Origin of the sequence: Streptomyces sp. S3(2020) (assembly GCF_013044505.1) — a bacterium.
GTDB lineage: Bacteria > Actinomycetota > Actinomycetes > Streptomycetales > Streptomycetaceae > Streptomyces.
On the sequence record NZ_JABERD010000058.1, the window covers coordinates 20,869 to 39,776 of the forward strand.

18 protein-coding genes are annotated in these 18,908 nt (G+C 71.7%); 10 read left to right on the forward strand and 8 right to left on the reverse strand.

The genetic code is table 11. The features are described 5' to 3' along the window. Positions 1–81: 81 nt before the first annotated feature. Entirely contained in the window at positions 82–2,247 is a 2,166-nt protein-coding gene (gene helR / locus HLK59_RS20115) for an RNA polymerase recycling motor ATPase HelR (RefSeq protein ID WP_171142864.1), read from the forward strand. Here helR and HLK59_RS51120 read toward each other — a convergent pair. After that, positions 2,237–3,766, reverse strand: a complete 1,530-nt coding sequence (locus HLK59_RS51120; protein ID WP_346779771.1) for a helix-turn-helix domain-containing protein — start codon at positions 3,764–3,766, stop codon at positions 2,237–2,239. The genes helR and HLK59_RS51120 overlap by 11 nt on opposite strands. A 331-nt stretch (positions 3,767–4,097) precedes the next feature. Between HLK59_RS51120 and HLK59_RS20125 the strand changes: the two genes are divergently transcribed. The 5 genes from HLK59_RS20125 to HLK59_RS20145 are packed head-to-tail and all read left to right on the forward strand — an operon-like array spanning position 4,098 to position 8,382. After that, positions 4,098–5,756: a sensor histidine kinase gene (locus HLK59_RS20125; protein WP_171142865.1), complete on the forward strand. Its 1,659-nt coding sequence runs from the start codon at positions 4,098–4,100 to the stop codon at positions 5,754–5,756. Between the two features lie 5 nt (positions 5,757–5,761). Continuing rightward, complete coding sequence (locus tag HLK59_RS20130; RefSeq protein WP_171142866.1) at positions 5,762–6,181, forward strand: roadblock/LC7 domain-containing protein; 420 nt, start codon at positions 5,762–5,764, stop codon at positions 6,179–6,181. Then, entirely contained in the window at positions 6,178–6,549 is a 372-nt protein-coding gene (locus HLK59_RS20135; RefSeq protein WP_171142867.1) for a DUF742 domain-containing protein, read from the forward strand. Before HLK59_RS20130 ends, HLK59_RS20135 begins: the two co-directional genes overlap by 4 nt. Then, positions 6,530–7,135, forward strand: a complete 606-nt coding sequence (locus HLK59_RS20140; RefSeq protein WP_346779772.1) for an ATP/GTP-binding protein — start codon at positions 6,530–6,532, stop codon at positions 7,133–7,135. The genes HLK59_RS20135 and HLK59_RS20140 overlap by 20 nt, the downstream gene beginning before the upstream one ends. Continuing rightward, complete coding sequence (locus HLK59_RS20145; RefSeq protein ID WP_171142868.1) at positions 7,132–8,382, forward strand: cytochrome P450; 1,251 nt, start codon at positions 7,132–7,134, stop codon at positions 8,380–8,382. The genes HLK59_RS20140 and HLK59_RS20145 overlap by 4 nt, the downstream gene beginning before the upstream one ends. Positions 8,383–8,452: 70 nt before the next feature. Here HLK59_RS20145 and HLK59_RS20150 read toward each other — a convergent pair whose 3' ends face one another. The 3 genes from HLK59_RS20150 to HLK59_RS20160 all read right to left on the reverse strand — a co-directional run bounded on the left by HLK59_RS20150 (position 8,453) and on the right by HLK59_RS20160 (position 13,631). After that, positions 8,453–10,171: a hypothetical protein gene (locus HLK59_RS20150; RefSeq protein ID WP_206327347.1), complete on the reverse strand. Its 1,719-nt coding sequence runs from the start codon at positions 10,169–10,171 to the stop codon at positions 8,453–8,455. Between the two features lie 180 nt (positions 10,172–10,351). Then, entirely contained in the window at positions 10,352–12,004 is a 1,653-nt protein-coding gene (locus HLK59_RS20155; protein ID WP_171142869.1) for an amidohydrolase, read from the reverse strand. A 127-nt stretch (positions 12,005–12,131) separates the two neighbouring features. Further along, the gene (locus tag HLK59_RS20160) at positions 12,132–13,631 is read right to left on the reverse strand and encodes an APC family permease (RefSeq protein WP_171142870.1); all 1,500 of its coding nucleotides are present in this window, start codon (positions 13,629–13,631) and stop codon (positions 12,132–12,134) included. 141 nt (positions 13,632–13,772) lie between these two features. Between HLK59_RS20160 and HLK59_RS20165 the strand changes: the two genes are divergently transcribed. The 3 genes from HLK59_RS20165 to HLK59_RS20175 all read left to right on the forward strand — a co-directional run bounded on the left by HLK59_RS20165 (position 13,773) and on the right by HLK59_RS20175 (position 15,634). After that, positions 13,773–14,480: a TetR/AcrR family transcriptional regulator gene (locus HLK59_RS20165; RefSeq protein WP_171142871.1), complete on the forward strand. Its 708-nt coding sequence runs from the start codon at positions 13,773–13,775 to the stop codon at positions 14,478–14,480. Positions 14,481–14,698: 218 nt separating this feature from the next. Next, positions 14,699–15,163, forward strand: a complete 465-nt coding sequence (locus HLK59_RS20170) for a pyridoxamine 5'-phosphate oxidase family protein (RefSeq protein ID WP_171142872.1) — start codon at positions 14,699–14,701, stop codon at positions 15,161–15,163. Positions 15,164–15,241: 78 nt separating this feature from the next. After that, positions 15,242–15,634 (forward strand): VOC family protein, encoded by a 393-nt coding sequence (locus HLK59_RS20175; RefSeq protein WP_171142873.1) that lies wholly within the window; start codon positions 15,242–15,244, stop codon positions 15,632–15,634. Between the two features lie 2 nt (positions 15,635–15,636). Here the strand turns inward: HLK59_RS20175 and HLK59_RS20180 are convergent, their stop codons facing one another. Both HLK59_RS20180 and HLK59_RS20185 read right to left on the reverse strand, forming a co-directional pair. Continuing rightward, complete coding sequence (locus HLK59_RS20180) at positions 15,637–15,939, reverse strand: DUF4235 domain-containing protein (protein WP_171142874.1); 303 nt, start codon at positions 15,937–15,939, stop codon at positions 15,637–15,639. Positions 15,940–16,260: 321 nt separating this feature from the next. Continuing rightward, positions 16,261–16,710, reverse strand: coding sequence for a nitroreductase family deazaflavin-dependent oxidoreductase (locus tag HLK59_RS20185; RefSeq protein ID WP_171142875.1), 450 nt, complete (start codon positions 16,708–16,710; stop codon positions 16,261–16,263). Positions 16,711–16,895: 185 nt separating this feature from the next. Between HLK59_RS20185 and HLK59_RS20190 the strand changes: the two genes are divergently transcribed. Then, positions 16,896–17,360, forward strand: a complete 465-nt coding sequence (locus HLK59_RS20190; RefSeq protein ID WP_171142876.1) for a nuclear transport factor 2 family protein — start codon at positions 16,896–16,898, stop codon at positions 17,358–17,360. Here HLK59_RS20190 and HLK59_RS20195 read toward each other — a convergent pair. Then, positions 17,323–18,129: a LysE family transporter gene (locus HLK59_RS20195; protein ID WP_171142877.1), complete on the reverse strand. Its 807-nt coding sequence runs from the start codon at positions 18,127–18,129 to the stop codon at positions 17,323–17,325. The genes HLK59_RS20190 and HLK59_RS20195 overlap by 38 nt on opposite strands. 189 nt (positions 18,130–18,318) lie before the next feature. Beyond that, complete coding sequence (locus tag HLK59_RS20200) at positions 18,319–18,876, reverse strand: TetR/AcrR family transcriptional regulator (protein WP_171142878.1); 558 nt, start codon at positions 18,874–18,876, stop codon at positions 18,319–18,321. Positions 18,877–18,908 lie beyond the last annotated feature (32 nt).

Consider the following 18,908-nt stretch of genomic DNA (forward strand, 5'->3'; position numbering starts at 1 on the left):
CGGCCACCAGGCCCGCCGGGCCGGTCCGCACCCTTCGCCGTGCACCATGGTCATACGCGACCTCATATCGGAGCTGATCATTTGAACACCCTGCCCACCAGCGCGTTCGACCTCCCCGACCGACTCTCGTCCAAGGCCGACCCGGCGCTGATCGCCGGCGACGAGCAGCATTTCGCGGCCCTCGCCGAGTGCCTCGCGCAGTCCATCGCCGAGGTGTCCGGACAGCTCGACGCCGCGCGCAGGGCACCCGGCGGCATGGGCCGCCACGCGATGGACCGGGACACGGAGATCCACCGGCTGACCGCCCGCCTGCGCACCCTGCGCCGCTTCGGGCTCGACCTGTGCCTGGGACACATGGTCTCCGCCGACGACTCCGAGCCCCTCTACGTCGGACGGCTAGGCCTCACCGACAGCACCGGCCGCCGACTGCTCGTCGACTGGCGCTCGCCCGCCGCCGAACCCTTCTTCGGCGCCACCCACGGCAACCCGATGGGGCTCACCAGCCGCCGCAGGTACCGCTGGACCGGCGGCCGGATCAGCGACTACTGGGACGAGGTGTTCACCACCGACGGGCTGGAACACCATGCCGCGCTCGACGACCAGTCCGCCTTCATCGCCAGCCTGGGCAGCAACCGCTCGCCCCGGATGCGGGACGTCCTCGGCACCATCCAGGCCGACCAGGACGCCATCATCCGCGCGGGATCGCGCGGCGCACTCGTCGTCGACGGCGGTCCGGGCACCGGCAAGACCGTCGTCGCCCTGCACCGCTCCGCCTACCTCCTGCACTCCGACCCGCGCCTCGGCCACCGTCGCGGCGGCGTGCTCTTCGTCGGCCCGCACCGGCCGTATCTGTCGTACGTCTCCGACGTCCTCCCGAGCCTCGGTGAGGAGGGCGTGCAGACCTGCATCCTGCGGGACCTGGTCGCCGAAGGAGCCACAGCGGGGACCGAGGCCGACCCGGAGGCGGCCCGGCTCAAGTCGTCCGCGGAGCTGGTGGGGGCGATCGAGAAGGCCGTCAGGTTCTACGAGGAGCCGCCCGCCAAGGGGATGACGGTCACCACCCACTGGTCCGACATCCCGCTGAGCGCCGACGAGTGGGCGGTGGCGTTCGACGCGGCGGAACCCGGCACCGCGCACAACGAGGCGCGCGACCAGGTCTGGGAGGAACTGCTCACCATCCTGATCGACAAGCACGAGGGCGACGTGTCGCCCGACCTGCTCCGCAAGTCGCTGCGGCAGAACAGGGAACTGCGCACCACCTTCGACCGCGCCTGGCCGCTGCTCGAAGCGGCCGACATCGTCGGAGACCTGTGGACGGTACCCGCCTACCTGCGCATGTGCGCTCCCTGGCTCGGCCCCGACGAGGTGCGTGTTCTCCAGCGCGCGGAGGCCCAGGCCTGGACGGTGTCCGACCTGCCGTTCCTGGACGCGGCCCGGCAGCGGCTCGGTGACCCGGAGGCGGCCCGGCGCCAGGTCCGGCACAAGGCCGCCCTCGCCGTGCAGCGGGAGCACATGGCACGGGTCGTCGACAACCTGATCGAGGCCGTGTCCAACTCCGGGGCCGACGGGGACGACGGTGAAGGTCTGGTGACGATGTTGCGCGGGGAGGACGCCAAGGTCAGCCTGGTCGACGAGTCCGAACTGGTCACCGCCGATCCGGACCTGCTCGCCGGTCCGTTCGCGCACATCGTCGTGGACGAGGCCCAGGAACTCACCGACGCCGAGTGGCAGATGCTGCTGCTGCGCTGCCCGTCCCGGAGCTTCACCATCGTCGGGGACCGCGCGCAGGCCAGGCACGGGTTCACGGAGTCGTGGCAGGAACGCCTGGAGCGGGTCGGGCTCGACCGGATCGAGATGGCCTCCCTGAGCATCAACTACCGCACGCCGGAGGAGATCATGGCGGAGGCCGAGCCGGTCATCCGGGCCGCGCTCCCGGACGCCAACGTGCCGACCTCCATCCGCAGCAGCGGGGTCCCGGTCGTCCACGCGGAGTTCGCGGAGCTGGAATCGGTCCTCGACACCTGGCTGGCCGCGCACGCCGACGGGATCGCCTGTGTCATCGGTGACCCCGCGTTCCGGGCGACGTCCCGGGTGCGGTCGCTGACCCCGGAGCTGTCGAAGGGACTCGAGTTCGACCTGGTCGTCCTGGTCGACCCGGAGAAGTTCGGCCAGGGCGTGGAGGGGGCGGTCGACCACTACGTCGCGATGACCCGCGCCACCCAGCAGCTCGTCGTCCTCACCGGCTGACGCCGTTGCGCAACTGAAGGGCCCGCAGCGCCAGCTGCATCTCGAACTGGGCGGTCGGATCGTGCAGTTGACCACCGAACAGCTCGTCCAGCTGGCGCATGCGGTAGCGCACGGTCTGCGGGTGCACCGCGAGCCGGACGGCGACCTCGCTCGCGTTGTGCCCGGAGTTCAGCCAGCTCAGCAGGGTCTCCGCGAGCCGTTCGCGCTGCGGTGGCCGCACCTGCTCCAGCGGGCGCAGTCGGCGTTCGGCCATCGCGTCGACCAGGGCCTCGTCGCGCAGCAGCAGGAGCGTGGCCAGATGGTCCTGGCAGCGCAGCAGTTCGGTGTCCGGAAGGACGCCCCGGCGCATCAGGTCCAGGGCCTCGCACGCCCAGCGCAGCGACCGCGCGCCCTCGTGGAGGGCGACGGTCGGCCCCATCGCCGCGCGCCGGCCCTGCAACGCTCCCGCGACGGCCCGTGCCCGGCCGGGGCCTTCGGGATCGGGCACGACCAGCACCGCGGGCCGCACATCGAACCGGGCGAGGAACTCCGGCGGCACTATGGGCCCGCGGGCCGACGGCGGCCCGATCGCGTCGGCTCCTGACAGGGCCGCAGGGGGCCTCATGCCGGCCGGCGGTGCGATCGGGCCCGACCCCGACGGGGGCGCGGGGCGTCCGGAGCCTGCGGTCGGGTCGGCTCCTGGCGAGGCCGTCTGGGGTCTTCTGCCCGGCGGTGACGCGAGCGGGCCCGCTCCTGGCGACGGTGCGAGGAGCCCGCCCCGCGCCGTGGGCGTGACCGGACCGGCTCCCGCCGCGCCGGCGAGGGGCCCGCTGCCCGACGCTGGCTCGATCGGGCCGCTTCCCGGCCGTGGCCCGAAGGGCCCGCTCCCGGTCGGTGGCCCGTGGTCGACCGCGACCACCGCCAGGGTCCGGGGCACCGGCCAGCGCGCGCTGTGCGCGAGCTCCGCGATGGCCTCGGCCGAGGCGGGCGGATCGGCGGTGAGCAGGTCGATCAGCCGCGTCCGGCGCTGCTGGAGCTCGCCCGCGGCATGCAGCCGCGCCTCGGTGTACCCGGCGGTCGTCGCGGCCGCCATCTCGTCCAGGTGCAGGAACAGCGCCTCACCGAACGCGCCCAGCACAGTGCGCGGCACCAGATCGGCGTCGACGAGCGCGTTCACCCGCCGCCATGTCACCCGGGCACCGAGCCTGAGCGCGGACTGGAAGGAGTCCAGGCTGCGGCCCTCCTCCGCCTCCCCGCGTCCGATGCGCTGGTAGGTCGCCTGCACCGGCTCCCAGTCGGTGTCCGGCTGGGCCATCCGCTCCAGGAACCCCTGGAGCGCGTGGTCCACACCCCGGTGCACGGCCTGCATGTAGGTGTCGTCGGCGGGGCGTGCGTACTCGGGGATCTCGGTTCTGATCGCGCGTACGACCTCCTCGGTGATGTCGGCGAAGAACGGTCTGAGGTGGTGGTGCAGACCCGGGGGCAGGGCCTTGAACGGCCCGCCCGGTTCGTCGGTCACCAACGCGGCTCTCTTCGACACGCGGCGACGATACCCGTCGGTAACACGTCAGGGTCTATCACCGGCGAACAGGTGTCGGGGGCGGGGTTATCACTTACCGACAACGTCCGTTCGCGCAACCGTGCTGGTCAGTATGGACATTTGTCGATGCGCGCATGCTGGCTGAGCGTGACGGAACCCTCACTTCCGCCGGGCCGTGAGGTTGATCTTTTGGTGTTCAAACCCGATAAGCTCCCCTCTGGCGCCGCGAGTTGGCCCGATCACCATCGGTCGTCCCGTGACGCGTCCCCCTCAGTGCGATTCCCCTTGCACACCCCCCCGTTGTTCGATTGTGTTGCTTCGAAGGATGCAGATGGAACTCGCCACTCCGCCACCGGCGGCGCGGGCCCCTGTCGCCTGGTACGGCTGGTGGCTGATGCCACTGGCCTTGGGAGGCGGGACGGTTGCCGCCACGTTCATGAGCTCGGACCGCATCACCGCGGCCGTGGCCGGCGCCGCCGCGACGGCGGCGGGCTCCGTGTGCGTCCGGCTCCTGATCCGCACCCGCAAGGAGTTGCGGCGGGCCGAGGGATCCTTCCGTACCTCGCAGGCCGAGCACTCCCAGCAGTGGCAGCAGCATGTGGGCCAACTGGAGCGGAAGTTCGCCGCCGAGTACACCGCCCAGGACCTCCGGCTCGGCGAACAGTCCGCCGCCTACGAGTCCCAGCTCGCCGAGCAGGCGCGCGCCTATGAGCAGCGGCTGGCCGACCAGGCCGCCTCGTACGAGTCCCAGCTCGCCGACCGGGCCGAGATCTGGCAGGAGCAGCTGGCGCACCAGCTGTCCGCGGTCGCCCGGCTCGCCGACGAGCAACTCCCGCAGGCGCTGGAGCAGTTGCGGGCCGGCGATGCCATCGACGACCTGCTGCCGGCCACCAACCAGTGCGCCAAGGTGAGCGCCGAGCTCCAGGCCGAGCTGCGCAAGGTCCTCAGGACCTCGCTGATCGGTGTGGAGCAGGAGTTCGACCGCTCGACCTCCGCCGAGCAGGCCGTGATCAGCATCGGCAACCGTATCCATGTGCTGACCAGCAAGCTCCGTGGCCGTCTGCACGAGATGCAGGGCGAGCACGGCCGGCTGCCCTCCGTGGCACGCGGCCTGATGGAGCTCGACCAGGAGATCGGCCCCGCCGACTGTCTCGCCGCCAGCATCGGTGTGCTGGGCGGCTCGGACCGGCCCGGCCGGCAGTGGCAGGAGCCCCAGCGGCTGCTCAGCGTGGTCCGCGGCGGCATCGGCCGTATCAAGGAGTTCCAGCGGGTCGACGTACGCCATCTGCCCGAACTCGGCGTCGACGGCGGGCTGGTGGACCACCTCACGCTGATCTTCGCCCATCTCCTGGACAACGCGGCCCGCTACTCGCCGCCCACCGAGCCGGTGATCGTCTCCGGCAAGGAGGTGCCCAACGGCGTCGGCATCGAGATCCAGGACTCCGGCAAGGGCCTGAGCGAGGAGAAGAAGCTCGAGGCCGAGCAGGCGCTCACCGGCACCGGAGCCGGACCGGGTCTCGGCGGCATCACCGAGGACGCCACCATCGGCCTCCGGGTCGTCGGCATCCTGGCCCGCCGCTACGGCATCCGCGTCACCTTCGCGGACTCGCCCTGGCTCGGTACCTCGGTGGTCGTGGTGGTCCCGCACAAGTACTTCAGCCCGCTGCCCGCGGCAGCACCGGTGGCGCAGACCGCCGCGCCCGCGCCCGCCCCCGCCAGGGGAACGGCCCCGCAGGCGACCGCCGAAGAAGCGGCGGACACCACACCCGGTGGACTGCCCCGGCGCCGCAGCAGACGCGGTGAGGAGCCCCGGCAGCAGCCGGCCGAGCGCACCGAGCGGACCGCGGGGGCGAGTGCCTTCGCCGTCCCCCCGGACGCGTCGTTCGCCGGTCTTGCCGCGTTCGCCACCGCCGGCCGCGAGCCCGAGGAGGCGGCCGGACAGGCCGACGGCCGCGAGTCCACCGAGCACCGCACTGAAGAGAGCGACTAGTCCACATGACGCAACAGGGAACCGACGTGAGCTGGGCGCTCCGCGACCTCGTGGAGTCCATCCCGGAGATCCGCTTCGCCCTCGTGGCCTCCAGCGACGGCAAGGCCATCACCTCCTTCGGCGCCGAGGACCCCGACGACGTGGACCGCTTCGCCGCGGTGGTGGCCGGCCTCCAGGCGCTGGCCCAGCCGGTCGCCGAGCAGTTCACCCGGCCCGCCGGACAGCGCGGACAGCTGCGGCTGGCGATGATCGAGGTCGACGGCGGACACCTCTTCGTCGTGCGCGCGGGTGTGGAGACCTACCTCGGTGTGCTCGCCCGTGAGGGCCTCGACCAAGGCCTGCTCGGACACCAGATGAGGGACCTGGCCCGCAGGATGGGCGAGCTCCTCGGCACCTCTCCGCGCCTGGAGGAGCACTCTGGATGAGTGCTCCTTCCGGGCCCACGGATCCGTCCGGTCTCGAGCGTTACTACGTCCTCACCGGGGGACGCAGCGGACCGGGCGGTTCGGCGTCGAGCCTCGACGTGGCGACCCTCATCGTCTCCCGCACCGCCCCCGTCCCAGGACTTCAGCACGAGCACGAGGAGATCCTCCGGCGCTGCCGCGAACCGCTGTCGGTGGCCGAACTAGCCGCCTACCTGGGACTGCCCTTCAACATTCTCGCGGTGCTGCTGACGGACCTGCTGGAGGCGGACCGCGTGGAAGCCCGTGACCCCGTCCCGGCGCACGACGCCCGCCGCGGGCCCGACCTCGCGCTCCTTGAGGAGGTACTCAGTGGACTTGAACGGCTTTGACCGGCTCGGCCGGCCGGACGACGGGGGAACCCGCTCGGTCAAGGTGATGATCGCCGGCGGATTCGGCACCGGGAAGACCACGCTGGTCGGCTCGGTGAGCGACATCAAGCCGCTCACCACCGAGGAGACCCTCACCGAGGCCAGCGCCGGCGACGACCACCTCATCGGAGTCGCCGACAAGACGGAGACCACCGTCAGCCTGGACTTCGGCAAGATCAGCCTCAACGACAGCCTGATGCTGTACCTGTTCGGCACCCCGGGCCAGGAGCGGTTCTGGTTCCTGTGGAACGGCCTGTTCAAGGGAGCGCTCGGCGCCGTCGTCCTGGTCGACACCCGGCGCCTGGCCTCCAGCTTCCGGGCGATCGAGGAGATGGAGCGGCAGAACGTCCCCTTCGTCGTCGCCCTGAACATCTTCCCGGACTCCCGGCACTATCCGGTCGAGGAGATCCGGGACGCCCTGGACATCCCCCCGCACATCCCGGTCGTGGCCTGCGACGCCCGTGACCGGGCCTCCAGCCGTGACGTACTGATCGCCCTGATACGTCATGTGAAGGACCGCTCCGTCGTCGCTCTGGAGCCCAGATGAACGACCAGACCCCGAACGGTCCCGACGCGCCCCGCGGGTGCCCCGTCGCGCACGGCGGGGCGGAACTCACGCGGCTGTACGGCCCGGACGCGGCCACCGACCCGCAGGCCCTCTACGAGCGGCTGCGCAAGGAGCACGGCTCCGTCGCACCGGTGCTCCTGGAGGGTGACGTTCCCGCCTGGCTGGTGCTCGGCTACCGCGACAACCGGCGGGTGCTGGACAACCCCCGTCAGTTCAGCCGGGACGCCCGTATCTGGCGGGACTGGCGGGAGGGCCGGATCGCGGAGACCTCGCCGCTGGTGCCGATGCTGGGCTGGCGCCCCGACTGCGTCTCCCAGGACGGCGAGCCGCACCGCAGGCTGCGCGGCGCGGTCACCGACGGACTGCTGGCCGCCTCCAGCCGCGGCATCCGGCGGCACGCCACGTACTTCGCGAACCAGCAGATCGACGTGTTCGCCGACACCGGGCGCGCCGACCTGGTGGCCGACTACGCCGAGCACCTGCCGATGCTGGTGCTGACCCGGATCCTGGGCCTTCCCAAGGCGGACGGGCTCCGTCTGATCGAGTCGTGCGCCCAGGTCTTCAAGGGCGGCGAGGGCGCCCTCGTGCACAACGGCCACATCATGCAGATCCTGGGCGAACTCGCCGCGCGCAAGCGGGTCGAGCCGGGTGCGGACTTCACCACCGCCCTGCTGGAGCACCCGGCGGCGCTGGACGAGGACGAGGTCGTCAGCCATCTGCGTCTGGTGCTGATCGCCGCCCACACCACGACCAGCAACCTGCTGGCCCGGGTGCTCCAGCTGGTCCTGAGCGACGCGGAGCGGCTGTCCGGGCTGATCAGCGGTCAGCTGAACGTGTCCGCCGTGGTGGAGGAGGTCATGTGGAACACCCCGCCGCTGGCTGTCCTGCCAGGGCGGTTCGCCACCAGTGAACTGGAGCTCGGCGGGCACGGCATCGAGGAGGGCGACCTGCTCCTGCTCGGCCTCGCCCCGGGCAACGTCGACCCGGAGATACGACCCGACGACGGCGTGGCGGTCCAGGGCAACCAGTCGCACCTGGCCTTCAGCTCCGGTCCGCACGAATGCCCCGGGCAGAACATCGGCCAGTCCATCATCGAGGTCGGCGTGAACGTCCTGCTGCACCGGCTGACGGGCCTGCGCCTGACCGTACCGCCGGAGGAACTCAGCTCGACTGCCTCCACATGGGAGTTCCGGCTGGACACTCTGCCGGTCGAGTTCACCGTCTAGGCCACGCCAGGGGCCACTGCCCGGCCGGTTTCCGGCCGGGCAGCGTCGTCCAGGGGAAAGGACCGGCTCGTCAGCCGTCGAGCCAGTCGCCTTCGACACCGGTGGGACGGAATCCGGTGGCGTTCCAGAGGAAGTGCGGGTGGGCGCCCGCGAACATGTAGGCGAGCAGTGCGGTGTCCTCCCTTCCGGTCCGAGGGTCGTGCAGGGTGTGGAACCTCTCGGATCCGACCACGCCGGAGTCTTCCTGGACCTCACGGGCGCGGGCCGGGGAGGGCGCGGCGCCGGATGCCTCCACGGCGGCTATGTAGGTGCGGCGCAGGATCTCCCACGCGCTGTCGATGTCGCCGTACCAGGGTCCGTGCAGTGCTTCGAAGGCGTGCAGTTCGGCGTCGAAGAGGGGCCAGGTCCGGGGGTACTGGTCCCGGCAGCGTGCGGACAGCTCGGCGGCCCGGGTGCTCAGTGCCGGTGCGGTGGGCCGCGGGGCGATGGTGAGGGTGGTGCCCTCGGTGAGGATGCCGGTGCACGGATTGGGCTGGAGGTCGCAGAGCGGGCACCCCTCGGCCGGGGGGAGGCCCTGGGTGATGCCGTCGAACCACAGGGCGTGGCGGCCCGTGAGCCCCATCCAGGTGATGGTGGTGGTCATCAGCCAGGTGTTCCACATCGGCTCGTGCGCCTCGGGCATGCAGCCGTACTTGACGAGGGCTATGGCGCAGGCGGCGTAGAGGGCCTTGGTGTGGGTGGGCATCGCGGCGAGCCAGAAGTTGCTGATCTCGCCGGTGAGCGAGTCGGCTCGCACATCGGTCATGTCGTCGATGACACGGCACAGCAGGAGGGAGGCGAGGTTCTCCTCCTGCCAGAGTTCGGTGTCGGGTGCGACGTGCCAGAACAGGCAGTCCAGCATCTGGAGGAGCGAGTAGGTGCTCTGGGTGAGCGGGTTGCCCTGGGGAAGCGTGACCCTGCCCGAGGCGTGCTCGCGGAGCCAGTACTCGTCGACGGATCGCTTGTGGGCCGCGAAGAGTCCGCTGACCAGGGCCCGTGCGCTGTTGGTGCTGAAGTTCTCGGCCAGGCGGCCCGCGATGTGCTGGGTGAGGCGCGTGGCGTCGATGGTGTCGATCACGCGTTTGTATTCGTGGAAGACGAGGATGTCGTCCTCGAAGCGGTGGCGGTGGCCCATGTCCCGTTCGAGGTCGTTCAACTGCCGGGTCCAGGACCAGCCACCGGTCAGGACGCTGTCGAGTTCCCGGCGATGCGGCCAGGTCTTGACGGCCAGGGGGCGACCGGCGCTCTGCCGCCAGTCGTAGTCGCCCAGGGTGCGTGCGGGAGGCGTGGGCAGCCGACGGCACAGCGGGCAGGCGCAGGCGGCGGTGAGCTCCTCCTCGTGCGGCGGGGCGAGTGCCCGGCTCCGCCAAGCTTCCTCCAGCATCGTGCAGGTCAGCCGGCAGATCTCGACATCGGTGCCGACCTGGGGGAAGGCCTCCTCGATCAGACGCAGATCGGCGTCGAGGCGGCTCAGCCTGGCGTGACCCTCCTCGTCGGGCGGGAGGTACGAGGGCTGCGCCAGCCGGAAGGCTCCCTCCACATGGAGCGTGGTGCCCCGGTGGCCGGATCCGAGTGCGTCCAGGCGCTGCCGGGCGGCGTTCTGGGACCTTCGGTACTGCTCCGTGCTCCCCTTGATACGTTCCCCCATGAGGCGGGCCAGGGCGTTCCCCGCCTCCGAGGGCTGGAGCGGGGCGTTCGGCTGCTCCGGATCTCTGCTGACGGGGAGGCCGAGGGTGACGTCCTGAGGCATGTGGTTCCTTTCGGGAGACGGCGCGCAGAGCCCCCCGCCCCTGCGGGCATGGGCGGCAGGGGAACCGCCCACACGCTCGAACTCCACTCCACGGTAAGGAAGTTGAACCGAAAAGCGGAACGAGACTCCCCAGAGCGTAAATGATCTACGCCGCACCCCGGTGGTGATCTCCGTTACTGCTCAGGCCTCTTGAGCTGCGTACACTCCCACCCCTCCCACATAGGTGAGCGCCACCCTCGTCCCCGCGACCTCCTCAAGCGGACGGTCGAACGGGTCGCGGTCCAGGACCACCAGATCCGCCAGCGCCCCCGCACGCACCCGGCCGGAGTCGTCGAGGTGGTTCACATACGCCGAGCCCGCGGTGTACGCGGTCAACGCCTCGGTGAGACCGATGCGTTCGGCGGGCAGGAACACCGGCGCGCCCTCGCCGTCCGGGGTCACGCGGTTGACCGCGACATGGATGCCCTCAAGCGGATCGGGGCTGCTGACGGGCCAGTCGCTGCCCGCGGCGAGCGTGGCACCGGAGCGGAGCAGGGCGCCGAATGGGTACTGCCACGCGGCCCGTTCGGGGCCCAGGAAGGGAATGGTGAGCTCGTCCATCTGCGGTTCGTGAGCCGCCCACAGGGGCTGGATGTTGGCGGTCGCGCCGAGCCGGGCGAAACGCGGCACGTCGTCGGGGTGCACGACCTGAAGGTGCGCCAGATGGGGCCGGGTGTCGCTCGGTCCGTTGGCCTCCCGGGCGGCCTCGATCGCGTCCAGGGCGTCGCGTACGGCCCGGTCGCCCAGGGCGTGGAAGTGGCACTGGAAGCCGAGCGAGTCCAACTCGGTGACGTACTTGGGAAGTTGCCCGGGATCGATGAAGCTTGTGCCCCTGTTGGCGGTGGCACAGCCGCACTTGTCCAGATACGGGTCGAGCAGCGCTGCCGTCCCGGTCTCGGCGACCCCGTCCAGCATCAGCTTGACCGTGCCCGCCCGGAACCGGCCGTGGCTCAACGCGGCGCGCCGCTCCACCAGTTCGGGGATCTGCTCGGCCCCGCGCTCGCGGTCCCACCACAGGGAGCCGACGACACGCGCGGTGAGCGAGCCGTCCCGGGCAGCCGTCAGATACGCGTCGGACGGGTCGTCCATACCGAGGAAGGATCCGACGAGCGCGTCCTGCCAGGCCGTGATGCCGAGGGAGTGCAGATGGCGCTGGGCGTGCAGCAGGGCGGCGAGCCGGTCGGCCGGGGTGGCCGGGGGAGTGAGGCGCCCGACCAGTTGCATCGCGCCTTCCTGGAGCGTGCCGCTCGGCTCGCCCGAGCCCGAGCCCGAGCCCGAGGCCTGCCGGTCGATCCGCCCGTCGACCGGGTCGGGCGTGTCCCGCGTGATGCCGGCTAGTTCGAGGGCGCGGCTGTTGACCCAGGCGCCGTGATGGTCGCGGTTGGGCAGATAGACCGGCCGGTCGGGGACGACGGCGTCCAGCAGCTCCTTCGTCGGCGTACCGCCCTCGAAGGCCTCCATCGACCAGCCGCCCCCGGTGATCCACTCCCGCTCCGGATGCGCCGCCGCGTACGCGCGCACGGCGTCCACGGTCTCCTTCGCCGTCCTGGCCCGGGTCAGATCGCACTGGGTGAGCTCCAGACCGGCCGGGACCGGGTGGATGTGCGCGTCCTGGAAGCCCGGCAGCAGCAACCGCCCCGCCAGGTCGACCACTTCGGTCCGGGGCCCCTTGAGATCCAGGACCTCGTCATGTCCTACGGCGGTGATGCGGTCGCCGGTGACGGCCACGGCGGTCGCGGTACGGCCCTCGGGGGTGAGAACGGGGCCGCCGGTGAAGAGGAGATCTGCGTACATGTTCCGTTCCTGTGAGGTCAGTTGGGCGTGTCTGAGAGGACCGGGCGGAGTCCGATGCCGGGTGCGGAAGCGCCCTTTCAGGGGCGCGGGGAACTGCGCGACAAGCCCCCGCCGGCCCGCAGACGAGTCACCGTGCCTCCAGCGAAGTGCTGAGCAGCTGCGGCGCGTCCGCATCCGTACCTGAGCCCGTACGGAAGTACGGCGAGCGCCGCACCCACCTGGCCCACGCGGCGGCCACGAAGCCCGACGCGATCATCGCCAGCGGAGTGCTCAGCAGGAACCAGCCGTTGTCCGCGCTGAGTTCGAAGTGGTCGGTGGAGGTGTAGAAGGACCAGCCGAGATAGCCGCCGAGGCCGAGGAGGGCCAGCGCGCTCAGGGTGGGCAGCACCACGGCCCGGATGCCCTCCTTGAGGTCCTCGCGCAGCAGCGAGCGGAAGCGTACCGCCGCCGCGAGGGCCGTCAGCGCGTACGACAGGGCGACCACGATGCCGACCGCGCTCACCGTCGCCATGATCATGTCCGCGAGCCGCGGGATGACCAGGGCGAGCGCCGCGACCCCCGCCGCCAGGGCACCGATCAGCACGGTCCCGGCGGCCGGAGTCCCGTACCGGGAGCTGACCTTGGACCACACCGGGCCGAGCGTACGGTCCCGGCTCATCGCGAACATCGACCGGGCCGTCGGGATCACCCCGGCCTGAAGGGAGGCGACCGCCGAGAACATCAGCGCCACCAGGGGCAGCGCGGCCAGCGGCTGCGAGGCCAGCCGGTCACCGAAGTACGCCAGCCCCTGTGCCCCGTGCCCCGCCAACTCCTGCTCGGACAGCACCCGTTGGAAGGCGACCGAGCCGATCAGGAACAGCACCAGCATGGTCACCAGGGTCGTGAGGCCGGCGCGGGACGCGTCCTGGGGATCACGCACCTCCTCCGACACGCTGAACGCGCTCTCGAAGCCCCAGTAGCAGAACACCGACAGGAGCATGCCCTGTGCCAGCGCCGTCGCCGACGGGATCGCGAACGGGTCGAACCAGCTCAGGCTGAAGGGGTGCGGGCCGGTGACGATGCCGTATCCGCAGAAGCCCAGCAGGACGACGTACTCGAAGACCAGCAGCCCGCCCTGGAGCCGGGCCGCGGTGCGCACCCCCGTGACGGCGGTGAGGGTGACCGCGACCAGGACGAACACGCCCAGTGCCGTCGTCTGCGCCGTCGATCCCGGGTCCAGGGCGAGGCCGCCCAGCCGGTGCAGTCCGGCGTCGCCCGCCAGCTGGATCAGCGCCGAGCCGGTGACGGCCGTGGTGTAGGCGAGGAAGGCCACCGTCGCCACGATGTTCACCCAGCCGACCATGAAGCCGAGCCAGGGGCTCAGCGAACGGCCCACCCACACATAGCCGTTGCCCGCGTTGGGCTCGACGCGGTTGAGCCGTGAGTAGGCGCCGGCGATGCCGAGGACCGGCAGGAACGCCAGCAGCATGATCGCCGGCAGATGCAGTCCGACGACCCCGGCCGTGACGCCGAGCCCGATGCCGATGCTGGTGGTCGCGGCCGTGCTGGAGGCGGCGATGGCGACGCCGTCCAGGACGCCGAGGGATTTACGCAGGGTGGGCCCTGAGGAGGGGGCGTGGTCGGGCATGGCCGGTTCTCCGCTCGCACCGGGGGGCCTGGTCGGCCCCGGTGAGCTGACATGAAACTGTCCCAGGGCTTAACAGGTCAACGCTGTTGTCATAAGGTGCGCCCACGGAGGCCAGACCACCGGCGCCCCACGGAGGCACCCATGAGCGACCGCGTCGTCCCACCCGCCGCCCGGCGGCGCAGGCGCCCCACCAAACAGGGCGTCGTCCTGTCCGAGGAGCTGATCGTCGAGACGGCCCTCAGGCTGATCGAGGAGCACGGCGCCGACGCCCTCTCGGTGCGCCGGCTGGGCCACGCCCTCGGCGCCGACCCCAGCTCGCTGTACCGCTACTTCCGCCACACCGACGACCTGATGCTGGCCGTCGCCGACGAGCTCATCGGCCGGACGCTGCGGATCTGGCGCCCCACCGGCGACTGGCGCGCCGACCTGCGCGACCTCGGCCTGCGCATGCACGCGAGCGCGCTCGCCCACCCCCGCGCGGCGGTGCTCAGCTCGCACCGGGTCACCGGCCGCGGCCATGAGATCCAGGCCGTGGAGACCATCCTCGGCGTGCTCCGCGACGCGGGTTTCCCCGACGCGGACGCGGTACGGATCTACCACGCCTTCGTCGACCAGGCCCTCGCCTTCGCCGCGCTCGACTCGGCGAGCACCGCGCTGCCGAAACCGGCCCGGGAGGCGGAACTCAGCGTGTGGCGGACGACGTACGCCAGGCTGCCCGCCGACACCCACCCGCACATCGCCGCGACCGCCCGCCACCTCGTGACCGACATGCCGCGCAGCTCCTACCCGGCCGCCCTGGACATGCTGCTGAGCGCGGCGACGGCACGACTTGCGGAGACCGGCGTCTGAGCGGGCCGGGCGAAGTCCGCTGTGGTTCGGCCGCGCCCCGAAGGGGCGCGGGGCGGTATCGATGTGCGGCTACCGCCGCGCGGGCGCGACCGGCCACGACGGCGCCGCAGCCGAACGACGGCACCTCACTGCTCATCCAGCGGAGCGCCCAGCACGAGCCCTCGGGGCCCACACTGGGCACGTCCGTCGACACCGCCCCGACAGGAGAGCGTTCACCGATGACCAATCCGCCCGCACGCCCCGCCGAGCAGCGCAAGAAGGACACCCTGAACCGCCTGGAGCACGACGAGGACGTGTGGGTCGCCACCGCGGACCCCGACGGGGGAGTGCCCTTCCTCGTGCCGCTCTCCTTCCTCTGGGACGGCTCGACACTGCTGCTGGCCACCCCGGCCGGCAGTCCCACCGGCCGGAACCTGAAGGCGACCGGCAGGACCCGTCTCGGCCTCGGGCCCACCCGGGACGTCGTGATGATCGAGGGCACGGTCGAGACGTCCACCCCCGCCGAGCTGGGCGAGGAGGACGCCGACCGCTTCGCGGCCGCCACCGGCTTCGAGCCGCGTGGACTCGCCACGCCCTATCTGTACTTCCGGGTCCGGCCGACCAGGGTGCAGGCCTGGCGCGAGGCCAACGAACTCGCCGGGCGTGAGCTGATGCGGGACGGGGAGTGGCTGGTCGCGGACTGAACCGGGCCGTTCGGGATAACCGGGAGGCAGAGGGCGCGGGACAGGAACGTCCCGCGCCCCGGACCCTTCGGAGGAGACATGGCACTGGTCACCGCGGGCTTCGTGGTGCTCGACTGCGCCGAGCCGGAGAAACTCGCCGAGTTCTACAAGGAACTGCTGGAGGCCGAGGAGACCCACGAGAGCGCCAACCGCGTGGAGATCCTGGGCGCCGGGGGGACCCGGCTGGCGTTCCACCGGGACGCCGGTGCGACACCGCCGAGCTGGCCGCGCCCCGAGAACTCCCTCCAGGCCCACCTCGACTTCGTCGTCGAGGACCTGGACGAGGCCGAGCGCAGGGTCGTCGGGCTCGGCGGGCGGCCCCTGGAGACGAAGGACGCCTCCGGGCCGTTCGAGGAACGCGGGTACGCCGACCCCGCGGGGCACTCCTTCACCCTGCGCTGTGTCCCGCCGACGGCGCCCAAACAAGGCTGACGTCAGTCCCGGCCGCCCTTGTCGGTGGCGGGCCAGACTCCGGTGGACCGTTCGATGGCCTTCGCGCCCGTGCGGTCCACCGCACTGCGCACCACCGCGAAGATGGCGCCCTGGACGGCCGCGGCCAGCAGGATCTCCCCCCAGCCACGATCCCGGTCCAGCGCGTCGGGGGCGTCGTCCTCGTGCCGTATCGCCTTCCACGTCCGCTGGAAGGCGAGCCCCGCCAACGCCCCGCTCGACCAGCCCAGCACCAACCCGACGGGCTTGTAGACGAGGGGGAGCTTCAGCTTCTTCTTCTTGGCCACGTACGTCTCCTGTGTCCCTGTCGGTCAGCGGTCGAAGTCGACCGTGCCACCGAAGCCCGGCGTCCGGTAGAGGCGGGCACTCAAAGGACGGCACGGCGGCGCTCGGCGTCACTCTCGCAATGGCCGACATGGTCCTGCACATGGTCATATCGAAGGCGGCACGACGCGGACGGGGCCGGAGTCCAGCCCGGTGGCCGCCCACGGGAAAGCCCCGCCGCGACGGGGGAACGCGGCGGGGCCTGAGGCTCAGGTGCCCGGCGGGTGGAGCTTCATGCGTACGCGTCCAAGATTTTTGCCCGAGGGCGGGGACTCGCGTCCGGATCAGTCCGTGTCGGCCGGTTCGAGCACGAAGACCGGGATCTCCCGGTCCGTCTTCTCCTGGTAGTCGGCGTACGGCGGATACGCCGCCACCGCCCGCTCCCACCACTCGGCCTTCTCGGCGCCGGTGACCTCGCGGGCGGTCATGTCCCGCTTCGCCGGCCCGTCCTGGAGCTCCACCCGGGGGTCGGCCTTGACATTGTGGTACCAGACCGGGTGTTTGGGCGCTCCGCCCAGCGAGGCGACGGCGGCGTACCGCCCGTCGTGCTCGACCCGCATCAGCGGGGTCTTGCGGATCTTCCCGCTCCTGCTCCCCAGGGTGGTCAGGAGGATGACGGGCATTCCCGTGTTCTGGAGGGTGGTGCCCTCGGTGCCACCGGAGCTCTCGTACAGCTCCACCTGATTGCGCACCCACCCGGTAGGACTGGGCTCGTACTCGCTCTCAAGAGGCATGGCATCCGTCCCATCGTCGTCGTGAACTACCGCTTGCTGACTGACACCGTCCTTCAACACCCGGACCCCGTGGATTCATCCGTTCCGCGGGGTCGGATTCGACCGGACCCCATGACCTCGGAGGTAATCGCCCCGGCCCGGCCCCCGCGGGCACAGTGGGACCCGGCCCAAGGGGAGGATCACCGATGACCACCACCACCGCCGTGACGACGACCCGTTCCGTCATCGAGGAACTGCTGCGGCGGATCGGCGCGGGCGACCCCGAGCGGATCGCCGAGCTCTACGCCGACGAGGGCGACTGGAAGCTGAACTGGCCGCAGGACGAGCACGGCCGCCCCGAAACCCCCTGGATCCGGCACCGCGCCACCCGCGCGGACGCCGCCGCCCACTACCGCGAACTGGCCGCCCAGCACGTCCCGGGCCAGGCGGCCACCGAGATCGAGCGCATCCTCGTCGACGGCGCCGAGGCGGTGGTCCTCGGCGAGATCCGGCAGACCGCCCGGACGACGGGGCGTGCGTATCGCGCCAGGTTCGCGCTGCATCTGACCGTCGAGGACGGTCTGATCGTCCGCCATCACGTGTACGAGGACAGCCTCGCCGTCGCCCGGGCCTTCACCCCGGCAGCATCATCCGTACGGCCAACAAGGTGATCACCCCGCTCGACACCACGGCCGTCACCAGCCGCCCCCGCCTGCCGGTCAGCGCCCTGCCGAGCAGCGCGCCGCCCCCGGCCAGCAGCAGCTGCCAGCTCGCGGACGCGAGGAAGGCCGCCACGACGAACACGCCCTGCTCCAGGGGCCGGACCGCGTCGGCGGTACGGGTACCGAGGACCAGCGCCGCGAAGTAGATCATGGTGGTCGGGTTGAGCAGGGTGATCCCGAGCAGCGCCAGATACGCCCTCGCGGGGCTAGGCCCTGTCGTCACATTCCCGCCTGCCCCGCGACGCCATGCACGCACTCTCGCCGCACCGGGCACAGACCCACGTACCACCAGTACGAGGGCCTGCGCCCGGCACGCCGAGAGCACGCACCTGACGCCGCGCGGCCCGCCCTCCGGGCGGACGACGGGAATGTGACGACAGGGCCTAGGGGGAGGCGGGTCGGTGCGCGTGGTGAGCCGACGGGCGCGGTACTGGCGTACGGCCATCACCGCACTCCGTGCCGCCAGCACGAGCAGCAGCAGGGCGGAGGCCCAGCGCAGCGGCCCGAGCGCCGGTCGCAGTGCGGCGGCGAGGGCGGCGCCGCCGAGCGCGGCCACCAGGGCGTAGAGCCCGTCGGCGGTCGCGACGCCGAGCGCGGCACTGGCACCGGTGCGCAGGGAGGTACGGGCGGTGAGGGAGACGAGATAGGTCGCGACCGCGCCGACGGGCACGGCGATGCCGTATCCCGCGAGCAGCCCCGCGACGAGCGCGGCGGTCACGACGTGGGAAGCGTAGGCCCCCACGGTCGGCCGGACTGCTGCTGGAACCGCACCGGACGAACGGCGGCGGTCGGCGGCAGAAGGGCATCGAAGGTAGGCATGGCCGGATTCTGCGTGCGGCCGGGGGACGGTGACAACCGAATTACGGGGGCCATCACGGCGGCCGACTGACCCGGTCGCCGTGCGGGCTCACGCCCGAGCGGCCTCCACCAGCGAGCGGGCCGCCTCACGCGCCTCCGCGGCCGGCCCGGCGCCGCGGGTGATGCCGGCCGTGACCATCGCCCCCTCGGCCAGCAGGAACAGCTGGCCGGCCAGGACGTCCGGGAGTCCGGCGTCCGCGACGAGAGTGACGAGATAGGCGCGGAACGCCCCTTTGTGTGCCCGCACTTGAGCCGTCACCCGGGCCGACGTCGCCCCGAGCTCACCGTAGGAATTGATCCACGCGCACCCGCGGAACCCGTCCTCCCCGAACCACCGCTCCAGCCAGTCGAAGACGGCGAGGATCCGCGCCCCGGGGTCCTCGTCGCGCTCCACGTACTCCGCGAGCCGCCCCCGCCAGCGCAGGTCGCGGCGCTCCAGATACGCCTCCACCAGCTGCTCCTTCGCGGGGAAGAGCTGGTACAGCCGCTTGAGCGAGACCCCCGACGCGCCGCGGATGTCGTCCATGCCGACGGACTGGATGCCCCGGCCGTAGAACAGCTCCTCGGCGGCGTCCAGCGCCTGCTCCCGGGCGGTCGCGCTGTCCATTCCGGGTCACTCCTTGACGTGAGAACGTGCGT

Excerpts from the sequence above, each read along its gene's own strand:
- HLK59_RS20190 (WP_171142876.1), top strand. The coding sequence starts at position 16,896 with ATGACCACCACCACCGCCGTGACGACGACCCGTTCCGTCATCGAGGAA.
- HLK59_RS20145 (WP_171142868.1), top strand. The coding sequence starts at position 7,132 with ATGAACGACCAGACCCCGAACGGTCCCGACGCGCCCCGCGGGTGCCCC.
- HLK59_RS20200 (WP_171142878.1), bottom strand. The coding sequence starts at position 18,876 with ATGGACAGCGCGACCGCCCGGGAGCAGGCGCTGGACGCCGCCGAGGAG.
- HLK59_RS20125 (WP_171142865.1), top strand. The coding sequence starts at position 4,098 with ATGGAACTCGCCACTCCGCCACCGGCGGCGCGGGCCCCTGTCGCCTGG.
- HLK59_RS20155 (WP_171142869.1), bottom strand. The coding sequence starts at position 12,004 with ATGTACGCAGATCTCCTCTTCACCGGCGGCCCCGTTCTCACCCCCGAG.
- HLK59_RS20185 (WP_171142875.1), bottom strand. The coding sequence starts at position 16,710 with ATGCCTCTTGAGAGCGAGTACGAGCCCAGTCCTACCGGGTGGGTGCGC.
- HLK59_RS20175 (WP_171142873.1), top strand. The coding sequence starts at position 15,242 with ATGGCACTGGTCACCGCGGGCTTCGTGGTGCTCGACTGCGCCGAGCCG.
- HLK59_RS20150 (WP_206327347.1), bottom strand. The coding sequence starts at position 10,171 with ATGCCTCAGGACGTCACCCTCGGCCTCCCCGTCAGCAGAGATCCGGAG.
- HLK59_RS20130 (WP_171142866.1), top strand. The coding sequence starts at position 5,762 with ATGACGCAACAGGGAACCGACGTGAGCTGGGCGCTCCGCGACCTCGTG.
- HLK59_RS20170 (WP_171142872.1), top strand. The coding sequence starts at position 14,699 with ATGACCAATCCGCCCGCACGCCCCGCCGAGCAGCGCAAGAAGGACACC.
- HLK59_RS20165 (WP_171142871.1), top strand. The coding sequence starts at position 13,773 with ATGAGCGACCGCGTCGTCCCACCCGCCGCCCGGCGGCGCAGGCGCCCC.
- HLK59_RS20135 (WP_171142867.1), top strand. The coding sequence starts at position 6,178 with ATGAGTGCTCCTTCCGGGCCCACGGATCCGTCCGGTCTCGAGCGTTAC.
- HLK59_RS20160 (WP_171142870.1), bottom strand. The coding sequence starts at position 13,631 with ATGCCCGACCACGCCCCCTCCTCAGGGCCCACCCTGCGTAAATCCCTC.